Source organism: Erythrobacter tepidarius, from assembly GCF_002155695.1.
In the GTDB taxonomy this organism is placed as follows: Bacteria; Pseudomonadota; Alphaproteobacteria; order Sphingomonadales; family Sphingomonadaceae; genus Erythrobacter; species Erythrobacter tepidarius.
The window spans coordinates 120034-132405 of the sequence record NZ_MUYJ01000010.1; the positions used below are offsets into that span (position 1 = coordinate 120034).

General features: G+C 65.8%; 10 protein-coding genes. 5 read left to right on the forward strand and 5 right to left on the reverse strand.

Features of this window, described 5'->3' with window-relative positions:
• The first annotated feature begins 98 nt into the window (after positions 1 to 98).
• The 3 genes from BZF61_RS11260 to BZF61_RS11270 are packed head-to-tail and all read left to right on the forward strand — an operon-like array spanning position 99 to position 3429.
• Positions 99 to 1331 (forward strand): CoA transferase, encoded by a 1233-nt coding sequence (locus BZF61_RS11260; protein WP_086619317.1) that lies wholly within the window; start codon positions 99 to 101, stop codon positions 1329 to 1331.
• Positions 1328 to 2569, forward strand: coding sequence for an acetyl-CoA C-acetyltransferase (locus tag BZF61_RS11265; RefSeq protein ID WP_086619318.1), 1242 nt, complete (start codon positions 1328 to 1330; stop codon positions 2567 to 2569). Before BZF61_RS11260 ends, BZF61_RS11265 begins: the two co-directional genes overlap by 4 nt.
• Positions 2570 to 2580: 11 nt before the next feature.
• A complete protein-coding gene (locus BZF61_RS11270; protein ID WP_086619372.1) occupies positions 2581 to 3429 on the forward strand; it encodes an HTD2 family dehydratase in 849 nt (282 codons plus the stop codon).
• On the opposite strand, the gene ppk2 is transcribed toward BZF61_RS11270, so the two are convergent.
• Positions 3426 to 4196 (reverse strand): polyphosphate kinase 2, encoded by a 771-nt coding sequence (gene ppk2 / locus BZF61_RS11275; RefSeq protein WP_245804599.1) that lies wholly within the window; start codon positions 4194 to 4196, stop codon positions 3426 to 3428. The genes BZF61_RS11270 and ppk2 overlap by 4 nt on opposite strands.
• 108 nt (positions 4197 to 4304) lie before the next feature.
• Here ppk2 and phhA point away from each other — a divergent pair, with 108 nt between their 5' ends.
• Positions 4305 to 5195 (forward strand): phenylalanine 4-monooxygenase, encoded by an 891-nt coding sequence (gene phhA / locus BZF61_RS11280; RefSeq protein WP_086619374.1) that lies wholly within the window; start codon positions 4305 to 4307, stop codon positions 5193 to 5195.
• A 112-nt stretch (positions 5196 to 5307) separates the two neighbouring features.
• Here phhA and BZF61_RS11285 read toward each other — a convergent pair whose 3' ends face one another.
• The 4 genes from BZF61_RS11285 to BZF61_RS11300 form a co-directional block, all read right to left on the reverse strand.
• Positions 5308 to 5583 carry a hypothetical protein gene (locus tag BZF61_RS11285; protein WP_245804600.1) on the reverse strand — a complete coding sequence of 92 codons (276 nt, stop codon included), beginning with the start codon at positions 5581 to 5583 and terminating at the stop codon, positions 5308 to 5310.
• An 80-nt stretch (positions 5584 to 5663) separates the two neighbouring features.
• Positions 5664 to 6467 carry an undecaprenyl-diphosphate phosphatase gene (locus BZF61_RS11290; RefSeq protein WP_086619322.1) on the reverse strand — a complete coding sequence of 268 codons (804 nt, stop codon included), beginning with the start codon at positions 6465 to 6467 and terminating at the stop codon, positions 5664 to 5666.
• Positions 6468 to 6670: 203 nt separating this feature from the next.
• The gene (locus BZF61_RS11295) at positions 6671 to 8842 is read right to left on the reverse strand and encodes a M13 family metallopeptidase (protein ID WP_086619324.1); all 2172 of its coding nucleotides are present in this window, start codon (positions 8840 to 8842) and stop codon (positions 6671 to 6673) included.
• Positions 8843 to 8963: 121 nt separating this feature from the next.
• The gene (locus BZF61_RS11300) at positions 8964 to 10838 is read right to left on the reverse strand and encodes an ABC transporter transmembrane domain-containing protein (protein WP_281251531.1); all 1875 of its coding nucleotides are present in this window, start codon (positions 10836 to 10838) and stop codon (positions 8964 to 8966) included.
• A gap of 178 nt (positions 10839 to 11016) precedes the next feature.
• Between BZF61_RS11300 and BZF61_RS11305 the strand changes: the two genes are divergently transcribed.
• Entirely contained in the window at positions 11017 to 12255 is a 1239-nt protein-coding gene (locus tag BZF61_RS11305; RefSeq protein ID WP_086619326.1) for a polyhydroxyalkanoate depolymerase, read from the forward strand.
• Positions 12256 to 12372 lie beyond the last annotated feature (117 nt).

Here is a 12372-nt window from a genome sequence, read left to right on the forward strand (position 1 = left end):
CATGCGACCAGAAGGTCGCATCGCTGCGGGCGCGCGTTCCCGCCTACGGCTCGCAAGCGCGCCGGTTGCTGCGGCAAGCATGATAGGTTTCCAATTGGATGTACAACCTTCTCAATGATCTGAGCATCATCGAAGTCTCGAGCTTCGTCGCCTCGCCCACCGCCGGCCTTTATTGCGCGCAGCTGGGGGCGGAGGTGATCCGGGTCGATCACAAGGCGGGCGGGCTCGATTACAAGCGCTACATGCTCACCCGCGAGGGGCGGAGCCTGTCGTGGGAAAATCTCAACCGCGCCAAGAAGTCGGTCGCGCTCGATCTGCAATCTCCCGAGGGGCGCGAGCTGCTGGTCGAACTGGCGAGCGCGGTTGGCCAGTGCATCACCAACCTGCCCGAACAAAGCTTCCTCAGCCATGCGGCGATGGCCGCAAGGCGCGCGGACATGATTTCCCTGCGGATCATGGGCTGGCATGACGGGCGCCAGGCGATGGACTTCACCGTCAACGCCGCGGTCGGCTACCCGTTGATGTGCGGGCCTGAGGAGTGGGATCCGGCCACGGCTCCGCCGGTCAACCAGGTGCTGCCTGCGTGGGACTTCATCACCGGAGCCTATGGCGCCTTCGCCATGCTCGCCGCGCTTCACCACCGCAGCCGCACCGGCGAGGGCAGCGAGGTGCGCCTGCCGCTCGGCGATGTCGCGATCGGCACGCTCGCCAATTCGGGGACGATGGCGGAGATGCTCTATCGCGGGGCCGACCGTGAGCGGCTCGGCAATGCGATCTGGGGAGCGTTCGGGCGCGATTTCCGCGCGAAGGACGGCAAGCGCTTCATGGTCGCCGCGCTCACGCCCAAGCAGTGGAGCGGGCTGGTGAAAGCCTTTGGGATCGCCGCGCCCATGGCCGCATTGGAAGCCGAACTCGGCGTGCGTTTCGCCGATGGCGACACCCCGCGCTTCCAGCACCGCGCGCGGCTGTTCGCGCTGTTCCAGAGCGCGGCGGAGACGATGGATTATGCCACGCTCGAAGCGCGCATGACCGCCGAGGGCTGCACCTTCGAGCGCTATCGCACCGCCCATGAGGCCGCAACCGACCCGGCGCTGGTGGCGGAGAACCCGCTGTTCGGCCCCTCGCCCGCCAACCCTTCCGGCTTCGCCTATCCCGCCACCCGCAGCTTCGCCAACTTCCCGGGCCGCGAAGTCGGCGACCCCCGACCAGCCCCCTATCTCGGCGAGCATTCCGAGGAAGTGCTGGCCGACAAGCTCGGCCTGTCTTCCGGTGCGATCGGCAAGCTGGTCGATGCCGGAACGGTGGCGCTCTCTGACAAGGACAGGACATGACCAGACGCTCAGAATCCCGCAGGGTCGCGATCTGCACCCCGCTTCGCACCCCGGTGGGCAAGTTTCTCGGCGGGCTTTCCAGCCTCAACGCCGGACAACTCGGCGCGGTTATCCTCAAGGCGCTGATCGCGCGCAGCGGGATCGATCCGGCGCGGGTCGATGATGTCGTCTTCTCCCAAGGCTACGGCAATGGCGAAGCGCCCGCGATCGGCCACTGGAGCTGGCTGGCGGCGGGGCTGCCGATCGAGGTGCCCGGCTTCCAGCTCGACCGGCGCTGCGGTTCGGGCGTGCAGGCGGTGGCGACTGCGGCGATGATGGTCGAAACCGGGATGGCCGATGTCGTGGTCGCGGGCGGGGTGGAATCCATGTCGAACGTCGAGCACTACACCCTCGCCGCGCGCGGTGGTGTGCGCATGGGGGACATGGTGCTGCATGACCGCCTGTCGCGCGGGCGGGTGATGAGCCAGCCGGTCGAACGCTTCGGGGTGATCACCGGCATGATCGAGACCGCCGAAAATCTCGCCAAGGATTACGGCATCACCCGCGAGGAGGCCGATGCCTACGCGGTGCGATCGCACCAGAATGCAGCGCGGGCCTGGGCGGAAGGCAAGTTCGCCGAGCAGCTCGTCCCCGTCACGATTCCGAGCCGCAAGGGCGATTCGCAAGTTTTCGACCATGACGAGGGCTACCGCGCCGACGCTTCGATGGAGACGCTCGGCAAGCTCGTGCCCATCGACCTCAAGCGCGATCCGCAAGCCATCGTCACCGCCGGCAATGCCAGCCAGCAGAACGACGCGGCGGCCGCGTGCCTGGTGGTGGCCGAGGACAAGCTGGAGGAACTGGGCCTTGAGCCGATGCTATGGTTTGGTGGCTGGGCGGCGGCGGGATGCGATCCTTCGCGCATGGGGATCGGCCCGGTGCCTGCGGTCGAACGCCTGTTCGAGCGGCGCGGATATTCGTGGGACGATATCGGCCTCGTCGAGCTCAACGAGGCCTTCGCCCCGCAGGTGCTCGCGGTGCTCAAGGGATGGGGCTGGAGCGCGGACGACAGCCGCCGCGCAATTCTCAATGTCAACGGCTCCGGCATCAGCCTTGGCCACCCCATCGGCGCGACCGGCGGGCGCATTCTCGCCGACATGGCTTACGAGATGCATCGGCGCGACGTGCGCTATGGCCTTGAAACAATGTGCATCGGCGGCGGCCAAGGCATCGCCGCAGTGTTCGAGCTGGCCAAGTGACGAACAGCGCCATGGTTTACCAGGCCTGGATTGGCCGCGAGGCCCGCGCAAAGGACCGGCTCGACGAGGGGCTGGCGACGCGCTGGCTCGCCACGTTCGACCTGCCCCGCCCGCACCCGGCGATCATGCCACAGGGCATCCACTTCGCGCTCTGCACCCCCGAAGCCCCGACCGCCGCGCTGGGCGAGGATGGTCACCCGGCGCGCGATGACAGCCCCGACAGCTTCCTGCCGCCCTTCCCGATGCCGCGCCGGATGTGGGCTTCCTCGAAGATCGCCTTTTACGCCCCGATCACCATCGGAGCGGCGGTGGAGCGCACCAGCCGGGTCGCCTCGGTCAGCGAGAAGGAAGGCGGATCGGGTCGCCTCGCCTTCGTCGATGTCGAGCACGTGACCCACGCCAACGGCAGCGTTGCGGTGATCGAGACCCAGACGCTGGTTTACCGCGAGGCGGCCGCGCCCGATGCGCCGCTCAGCCCGCCACCGCCGGGTGAGAGCCGGTTTTCGCCCCAAGGCTGGGACGCGCACCGTGCGATCACGCCGGATACGCGGCTGCTGTTCCGCTACTCGGCTTTGACCTTCAACACCCACCGCATCCACTACGATGCGCCCTATGCAGGCGAGGTGGAGCGTTATCGCGGGCTGGTGGTGCATGGCCCGCTCACCGCGAGCCTGCTCTTGCAACTGGCGGCAAGCGAACTGGGCGAGAACCGGCTGCGCACGTTCCAGTTCCGGGGCCTTTCCCCCGCTATCGCGGGCGAGCCGCTGCATCTGGTGATGCGCAAGGGCGGGGCGGGCTACGAACTTGCAGCTTTTGCCGATGATGGCCGACAAGTGACTGCGGCGAGCGCGAGCGTTTAGCTCTCGGTCCAATCGGGGATCGGCTTTAGCACCTTGTACCTTTCCTTTGCAGGCTTGCGGCCCAGATCGGGGAAATCGATCTTGTCCGGCTCGGCGTGGGTATCGGGAATGCGGCTGAGCAGATCGCGCACCAGCGTCAGTCGGCCGCGCCGCTGGTCGTTGAAATCGACGATGGTCCAGGGCGCGTGCTGGGTGTGCGTGGCCTTGAGCATCGCTTCGCGCGCCTTGGTGTAATCGTCATATTTCGCGCGTGCGGCAAGATCGATCGGGGAAAGTTTCCAGCGCTTGAGCGGATCCTCCAGCCGTTCGCGCAGGCGTGCTTCCTGCTGTGCCTGATCGGCGGCAAGCCAGTATTTGAACAGCAGGATGCCGTCATCCACCAGCAGCTTCTCGAAGGTCGGCACGGCCTTCAGGAAAGCCTCGACCTGGCGTTCGCTCGCATAGCCCATCACCTTCTCGACACCCGCGCGGTTGTACCATGATCGGTCGAACAGCACGATTTCCCCGGCGGTCGGCAGGTGGGCAACGTAGCGCTGGAAATACCATTGCCCCATCTCCGCCTCGGTCGGCTTGGAGAGCGCCACGGTGCGGCATTGGCGCGGGTTGAGCTTCTCGCGCACCGCGCTTATCGCGCCGCCCTTGCCCGCGGTGTCGCGCCCTTCGAACAGCACCACGATCCGTGCCCCCGTGGCCTTGACCCAGCGCGCCATGCTGACCAGCTCCAGCGTCAGCGGCTTCAGCGCCTCCTCGTATGCCTCGCGCTTCATTCCCACCGGCATCTCCTGCATTTGTGCTGGCGGCGCGAAAGTAGTATCATCTGCAACGACATGGTCACGCTCGCAGACCCCCAGCCCGACTTCACCACCCTGCCAGAGATGACGGCGGATGTCTTTACCGCACCGCTGGTGCGCCCGGCACACGTAGGCGAGGACTGGCTGGAGCCGAAGCAGGCCGACTATTCGGCCGAGGAACATGCCATCTGGAACGATCTGTTTGCGCGTCAGATGGAGGTGTTGCCCGGGCGGGCGTGCTCTGCCTTCATGGCCGGGCTGGACAAGCTCGATCTGGGGCGCGGGGGCATTCCCGAATTCGGTGCTTTGTCGGAGGAACTCGGCGCGCTGACCGGCTGGAGCGTGGTGCCGGTGCCGATGCTGATCCCTGATCACGTGTTCTTCTGGCACTTGGCCAACCGGCGCTTTCCCGCGGGGAACTTCATCCGCACGCGCGAGAGCTTCGACTATATCGAGGAGCCAGACGTGTTCCACGATGTCTTCGGCCATGTGCCGATGCTGACCGATCCGGTCTATGCCGACTACATGCAGGAATATGGCCGCGCCGGGTGGAAAGCGATGCGCTACAACCGGCTCAAGGCGCTCGGCGCGCTCTACTGGTACACGGTCGAATTCGGGCTGATTGAGGAAGCCGGGGGCATCCGTGCCTATGGCGCGGGGATCCTTTCAGGTCCGACCGAAGCGCGCTTCGCGGTCGAGGCGCAGAGCCCCAACCGCATCATGCTCAATGTCGACCGGGTGATGCGCACCGACTATGTGATCAGCGATCTGCAACCAACCTATTTCGTCATCGAGAGCTTCGCCGACCTTTACCGCCAGACGGTGGAGCGCGATTTCGACCGACTTTACCGCAGCCTGCCGGCCGGCTTCACCTATGCCAATTCGGCGGTGATCGACGTCGACAATGTGTTGCACCGCGGCACGCAGGAATATCACCTGCGCGGCGGTCGCGGCAGCGGAGCGGTTCCGGTTTAGCCCGTCGATCCCGCAGGCCCCGCAAGTCCGAAAGGCCGCCCGAGCTTTTGCGCGCAAAGCCAAGGCGCAAAGATGTCAGCCTTCCGGCGCTCGTGGGCGCAGCCAAGCAGGTCTAGGCCCGCGCCTTGCGCCGGATGATGGCGTGGTAGAGCACCAGCGCGACGAGGCAGGATACCAGCGCAACGCCGAGGCCAAGGAACGACAGGCTGCCGATCATCGTCCCGCCATTGGCCAGCCCACCGGCAACCACCGAGACCGCAAGGCCCAGCGCGATCTGGCGCAAGATCGCACCCGGCGCTTCGGTCCGGGCGAGGATCGAGGCCAGCCAGCCCATGGTCGCCCCCAACACGATCAGCACCAGCATCGCCATTGTCTCTGCAATCTCCACGAAATACCGGCGCGCTAGAATCGGGCCGGTCCGACTCTCAAACCGGCCAGCTGCCGGGTGGTTCCGGCAAAAGCGCGCTCCTATTGCAGCCAGAGCCAGGCCAGGCCGCCGGCACCGATCACGATGCGGTACCAGGCGAAGGGGGCAAAGCCGATGCGGGTGATGATCGTCACGAACAGTTTGACCACCACCAGCGCGGTGACGAAGCTGATCGCCGAGCCGATCGCGATCAGCTCGAAATCGCGCCCGGTCAGATCGGAACCATATTTGGCCAACTGATAGACGGTTGCGCCGCTGAGCGTCGGAACCGCAAGGAAGAAGCTGAATTCAGCGGCCGTCTTGCGATCCACCCCGAAGGCCATCGCGCCCAGGATCGTCGCACCCGAACGGCTGACGCCCGGGATCATCGCGAGGCACTGGACTGCGCCGATCAGCGCCGCAGTGCGCAGCGGCACGCCCGCCACGCCCGGACCTTCGGCGGGCGGATTGGCCCAGCGTTCGACGGCCAGAATCGCCACCCCGCCGACAATCAGCGACCAACACACCAGCACCGCATTGCCGAGCATCGTCTCGATGATGTCGCCGAAAGCAAGGCCCAGCAGCACCGCCGGAAAGAACGCCACCAACAGGTTGCGCAGGAAGGCGAGCGCGCCCGTCTCGAAGCCGAGCAGGCCCTTGGCCACACCCCAGAAGGTGCGCCAGTAGAGCACCACGATAGCGAGGATCGCGGCCGGCTGGATGGCGATGTTGAACACTTCCCACTCGGCCTGGTTGAAGCCGAGGAATTCGGTGGCGAGGATCAGGTGTCCGGTCGAGGATACGGGCAGGAACTCGGTCAGCCCCTCGAGGATGCCGAGCAGGATCGCGGCTAAAGTGTCGGTCATGGGGGGACCGCTTCGACGAGCAAAGACGGCAAGTCAAACCAAAAGGTCCGCCAGGAACGCCTGCGGGCTTGTGGGGCCTATGCTGCATGGCGCCTCAGCGGACCGATCGCGCCGCAGGATGCGCGCCGCCGGCGCGCTTGGCCAAGCCAGCGAAAAGCACCGAAGTGCTGCTCGCGGACTGCGGGCAAGGCCAGCAAGAAATCTCACCAGATGCGCACGCGCTTTTCCGGGGGCAGGTACAACGCATCGCCGGGCTTCACGCCGAAGGCCTCGTACCATTCGTCGAGGTTCCGCACGACGCCGTTGACCCGGTATTCCTCCGGGCTGTGGCTGTCGGTGCGCAGGCGGGTGCGGTAGTTCGCCTCACGCTGGGTCGAACGCCATACCTGCGCCCAGGCAAGGAAGAAGCGCTGATCGCCCGTCAGCCCGTCGATCACCGGCACCTGCTTGCCCTTGGTCGCGAGCTTGTAGGCGCGGTAGGCCATCGACAGCCCGCCGACATCGCCGATGTTCTCGCCCAGGGTAAGGCGCCCGTTGACGCAGGTCTTGCCCTCGTCGAGCGGGCAGAAGGCGTCGTACTGCGCCACCAGCGCATCACCCAGCGCGTCGAAGGCCGCACGGTCGGCATCGGTCCACCAGTTGCGCAAGCGCCCGGTGGCGTCGGACTTCGAGCCCTGATCGTCGAACCCGTGACCGATCTCGTGGCCGATCACCCCGCCGATCGCACCATAGTTTACCGCTATGTCGTTGGTCAGCGCGAAGAACGGCTGCTGAAGGATCCCGGCGGGGAAGACGATCTCGTTCTTCACCGCGTTGTAATAGGCGTTCACCGTCTGCGGCAGCATGCCCCATTCGGTGCGGTCGATCGGCTGGCCGAGCTTGGCGACATTGTCGGCCCGCTGCCAAGCCGCAGCCGCCATGCGGTTGGCAATCGGATCGCCGCGGGTAATCGCCAGGCCTTCGTAGGTTTCGAGATTGGGACGATAGCCGATCTTGGGATCGAAACTCGCCAGCTTGGCGCGGGCCTCGGCCTTGGTTTGCTCGCCCATCCATGTGATCTCGTTGATCGATTCGGCCAGCGCGAGCCGGAGGTTGGCGACCAGTTCGTCCATCGCCGCCTTGTTCTCGGGCGGGAAGTAGCGCGCGACATATTCCTTGCCGACCAGCTCGCCCAGCAGCGCCTCGACCTCGTCGATCGCGCGCTTCCAGCGCGGGCGCTGTTCGGGCGTGCCGCGCAGGGTCTTGCCGTAGAACGCGAAACTCGCCGCGTCGAACCGCTTGGGCAGCACCGCCGCGTTGCCCGAAAGGAACTCCTTGATCATCCACGCCTTGAGCGTTTCGACCGGGGTTTGCTCAAGCAGCGAGAACATTCCCGGCAGGCCGCTGCCGATCTTGGCGAGGGTCGCCGCGTCGAGCTTGAGCGCGGCGATCTCCTCGGCGGTCGGCGGCATCTGGCGCACGATATAGGTCGGGCTCTTGTCGAGACCGATGGCGCTCAGCATGGCCAGCGCCGGCACCCGCCCTGCGATGCGCGCCATCTCTTCAGCCGACACCTGATTATAGGTCAGATCGCGGTTGCGGCTGACCGCGCGGTCCCACGCCACCTCGCGGGCGATGCGCTCTTCAAAGGCATAGACCTGAGCGGCCTGTGTTTCCGGGTCTTCGTAGCCGGCTTCGGTCAGCAGAAAGACGAGATAGGCCTTGTAGGCGTCCCGAATCGCCGCGCCCTTCTCGCTGGTGTCGAGGTAGTAGTCGCGATCCGGCATCCCGAGGCCGCCGAAGCCGACATAGGCGACATAGCGATCAGGCTGCTTGGCATCGACGTTGACTGCCCCCCCGATCGGGCTGGCAAAGCCGGGCTCGGCCCACAGCTTGGCCAGATCATCAAGCGAGCGCGCGCGCTTGATCGCATCGAGATAGGGCTGGGCCGGGGCAAGCCCCATGGCCTCTATCGTATCGGTATCGAGGAAGGCGCGGTAAGTATCGAGAATCCGCCGCTCGTCTTCCGAGAGGCTGGCGGGGTCCTTCGCCCCGAGCTCGTCCATGATCGCCTTCACATCCGCGGTGCTCTTTTCATCGAGCAGGGTAAAGGCGCCGATGCGGCTGAATTCGGCCGGCAGCGGGTTGGCGTCGATCCATTTCTTGTTGGCATAGGCGTTGAAGTCGTCGCCCGGCTTGATGTCGGTGGCGAGCAGCGTCGGATCGAAGCCCCAGGTGCCGAAGCTCATGGTGGGCAGGGGGGAACCTTCGGTCTCGCCCTCGGCCAGCAGCATTTCGCTGCCGTCCTCACTGATGTGGGCATCGTCATCGGCGAAGGCAGGCGCGGCGAGGACAAGCAGGCTGGCGCCGAGCAGGGCGGCGGTTCTGGTGATCATATCTGGTGTCCCCGAAAAGCTGTTGCAGGTGGACTGCGCTGCGCCACCCTAGCGCAGGATGTGCGAAAGGGTTGCGGTTCGTCCGCCGGGCGCGGCCATTTGTCGAAAAAACCGGGAGGGATTACGCCGCATCGGCGGCAAACTGGAGCCTGGCCAGACGCGCGTAGAGACCGCCGGCCTTGATCAGCGCATCATGGGTGCCCTGTTCGACGATCCGGCCCTCGTCGAGCACCACGATCCGGTCGGCCGCGCGCACCGTGGCAAGGCGGTGGGCGATCACCAGCGTGGTGCGGTCTTTCATCAGGGCTTCCAATGCCTGCTGGACGAGCTGCTCGCTCTCGGCATCCAGCGCGCTGGTGGCTTCATCGAGCAGCAGAATCGGTGCATCACGCAGCAATGCGCGGGCGATCGCGACGCGCTGCTGCTGCCCGCCGGAAAGCTGGGTGCCGCCCTCGCCGAGATGAGTATCAAGGCCGTTGGGCAGCGCGCGCAGGAAGGCTTCGGCATTGGCGGCGCGGGCGGCCTGCCAGATCTCCTCGTCGGTGGCGTCCCACTTGCCGTAGCGCAGGTTGTCACGGGCATTGGCGCTGAACAGCACCCCGTCCTGCGGCACCAGTGCGAGGCGGGCGCGGATCTCGGCGGGATCGGCGCTGGTGAGCGGCACTCCGTCCAAGCGGATGGTGCCAACCTGCGGATCGTAGAACCGCTCGACCAGCTGGAAGATGGTGCTCTTGCCCGCGCCCGAAGGCCCGACGATGGCAACGGTCTCGCCCGGCTCGATCTCGAGCGTGAAGTCCTTGAGCGCGGCGACTTCGGGGCGGGCCGGATAGCGGAAGGTGACGTTGCGGAAGCTGAGGCTGCCGCGCGGCGGCTGGGGCAGACGCTCGGGCCGCGCCGGGGGGGCGATCTCGGGCTTTGCCTCAAGCAGTTCGGCCAGCCGGCTTGCCGCGCCCGCGCCGCGCAGCAGATCGCCATAGACTTCGGTGAGCGCGCCCAACGCCCCTGCCACGAGGCCACCGGTGAGGACAAAGGCGGCGATGGTGCCGCCACTGATCTCGCCCGCAGCCACTGCCAGCGCGCCGCGCCACATCACCAGCACCACCCCGCCGAACACCAGCAGGATCACCACTGTCGTCATGCTCGCGCGCAGCAGGATGCGGCGGCGCGCGGTCTCAAAGGTGTTCTCGACCACGCGTGCGAAACGCTCGGCCTCGCGGCGCTCCTGCCCAAAGCTCTGGACGATCTTCATCGCCGAGAGCACCTCGGTGATATAGGCGCCGACATCGGCGATGCGATCCTGGCTGGAGCGCGATACCGCGCGGATCTTGCGCCCGAAATAGACGATCGGGACGACCACCAGCGGAATCCCGATCAGCAGGCCCAGCGTCAGCGAGGGCGCGAGGTAGAGCAGAAAGCCGATTCCGCCGATGCCCGTCAGCGTGTTCCTGAGCGCGACCGAGACCGTGGTGCCCACCACATTCTCGATGATCGCGGTGTCGCTCGTCATCCGGCTGGAGATTTCCTTGGGGCTGTTGACCTCGTAGAAACCGGGCGAGAGGCGCAGCAGGTTGGCCTGCACTTTCAAGCGGATGTCGGCCACCACCCGCTCGCCAAGCCAGCTGACGAAATAGAACCGCATCGCCGTGCCGATGCCGAGGATCACCACGATCATCAGCAGGTACTCGAAGGCGTGGGCGATGCCCTGTTCGGTGGCGTTGCCGGTGAAGGCTTCGTCGATGATCACCTTGAAGCGATAGGGAATTGCCAGCGTCGCCGCAGAGGTGATGACCAGCGCGATCAGCGCCAGGGCAATCTGGCGCGGGTATTGTATCGCCGTGCCGAACACCATCCGCAAGGGCGCGAGCGAGCGCGATCGGGGCTTGGGTTCGGCCGTGTCATCGGCCGAAGCGATAGCCTCGATCGCGGGGCTCGCTGCATCGGAGCGATTGCCGAGGGGCAGCGCCGCGTGCGCATTGTCAGGGGCTTCAGCGTGCATCGTGCCGCCGCTCTAGCCGCGGCGAACGCGAATTTCACGTGCAAAAAGCAGCAGACAAGCGTCAGACCGGGGCGGGGCGCGATATTGTGCATTGCACAAAGCTGCATGAAAGCGCATCTGTGAAGGTAAGGCGCCCGCGCGATGAGGTGCCGGAACGTTCGTCGCTTGAGGTATCTTGATGCTCTACCACGCCTACGAGCTGCAGCGCAGCTGGATGAACAGCGCCAGCGCACTCGCTTCGATCAGCGCCAATGTGCTGTCCAACCCTGCCAACCCGCTCGCGGCGTTCGGCATGGGCCCGCTCGCCGCCAGTGCGCTCGATGTCTTCGCCCATGCAACCGCGCATTACGGCAAGCCCGAATTCGGCATCACCAGCGTCGAGATCGATGGCCAGACACACGCGGTGGTGCAGGCGACCGTGATGAAACGCCCCTTCGGCGATCTCGTCCGCTTCCGCGTCGAAGGCGCCCCGGCGGATCGCCCGCGCCTGCTGATCGTCGCCCCGATGAGCGGGCACTACGCCACCCTGCTGCGCGGCACGGTGGCACGGATGCTGGAAAGTGCGGAGGTGTTCATCACCGACTGGGCCGATGCCAAGATGGTTCCGCTCAGCGCGGGCAAGTTCGATCTCGACGATTATATCGACTACCTGATCGACTTTGCCGAGCACGTCCACGGCGAAGCGAACGGCCAGCGCATCCACATGATGGCGGTGTGCCAGCCGAGCGTTCCGGCCTTCGCCGCGACCGCGCTGATGAATCTCCACAAATCGCCCGCCACCCCGGCTACCTTGACCATGATGGGCGGCCCTATCGACACCCGCGAATGCCCCACGGTCGTCAACAACATGGCGATGCAGCGCCCGATCGAATGGTTTCGCCAGAGCGTGATCGCCACCGTGCCGGACAAATATCCGGGGGCCGGCCGCCGGGTCTATCCGGGCTTCATGCAGCTTTCGGCATTCATGAGCATGAACCTCTCGAGCCACATGATGAGTCATTACGAGATGTTCAAGCACCTCACCGTCGGCGACGAGGCGAGTGCGCAGGCGACCAAGGCCTTCTACGACGAATATCGCGCGGTGTGCGACATGACGGCGGAGTTCTATCTCCAGACGGTGGAGGAGGTGTTCCAGAAGCACTCGATCCCCAAGGGCGAGTTCCGTCACAAGGGCGAGATCGTCGATCTTGCCGCGATCACCGACACCGCGCTGCTGGCGATCGAGGGCGAGCGCGATGACATTTCCGGTCTCGGCCAGACCCGCGCGGCGCTGAAGCTGACCCCGAATCTCCCGGAGACGATGAAGCGCTACTACATGGCCGAAGGCGCCGGGCATTACGGCATCTTCAATGGCAGCCGCTGGCGCACCAAGGTTGCGCCGGTGGTCGAGCAATGGATCGCCACCCACCCGGGGTGAGACCTGCCGCTACGGCGCGCTTGGGCTGACGTAACGGCACCTTCGCGCGCCGGTAAATATGCTGCAGATTTCGCAAGCCGCGCGCCGCAGATTGCCCCTTGCCGCTTGGGCTTTTGT

What these genes read in the sequence shown, in the direction of transcription:
- BZF61_RS11260 (WP_086619317.1), top strand. Translation starts at nt 99, where the DNA reads ATGTACAACCTTCTCAATGATCTGAGCATCATCGAAGTCTCGAGCTTC.
- BZF61_RS11265 (WP_086619318.1), top strand. Translation starts at nt 1,328, where the DNA reads ATGACCAGACGCTCAGAATCCCGCAGGGTCGCGATCTGCACCCCGCTT.
- BZF61_RS11270 (WP_086619372.1), top strand. Translation starts at nt 2,581, where the DNA reads ATGGTTTACCAGGCCTGGATTGGCCGCGAGGCCCGCGCAAAGGACCGG.
- ppk2 (WP_245804599.1), bottom strand. Translation starts at nt 4,196, where the DNA reads ATGAAGCGCGAGGCATACGAGGAGGCGCTGAAGCCGCTGACGCTGGAG.
- phhA (WP_086619374.1), top strand. Translation starts at nt 4,305, where the DNA reads ATGACGGCGGATGTCTTTACCGCACCGCTGGTGCGCCCGGCACACGTA.
- BZF61_RS11290 (WP_086619322.1), bottom strand. Translation starts at nt 6,467, where the DNA reads ATGACCGACACTTTAGCCGCGATCCTGCTCGGCATCCTCGAGGGGCTG.
- BZF61_RS11295 (WP_086619324.1), bottom strand. Translation starts at nt 8,842, where the DNA reads ATGATCACCAGAACCGCCGCCCTGCTCGGCGCCAGCCTGCTTGTCCTC.
- BZF61_RS11300 (WP_281251531.1), bottom strand. Translation starts at nt 10,838, where the DNA reads ATGCACGCTGAAGCCCCTGACAATGCGCACGCGGCGCTGCCCCTCGGC.
- BZF61_RS11305 (WP_086619326.1), top strand. Translation starts at nt 11,017, where the DNA reads ATGCTCTACCACGCCTACGAGCTGCAGCGCAGCTGGATGAACAGCGCC.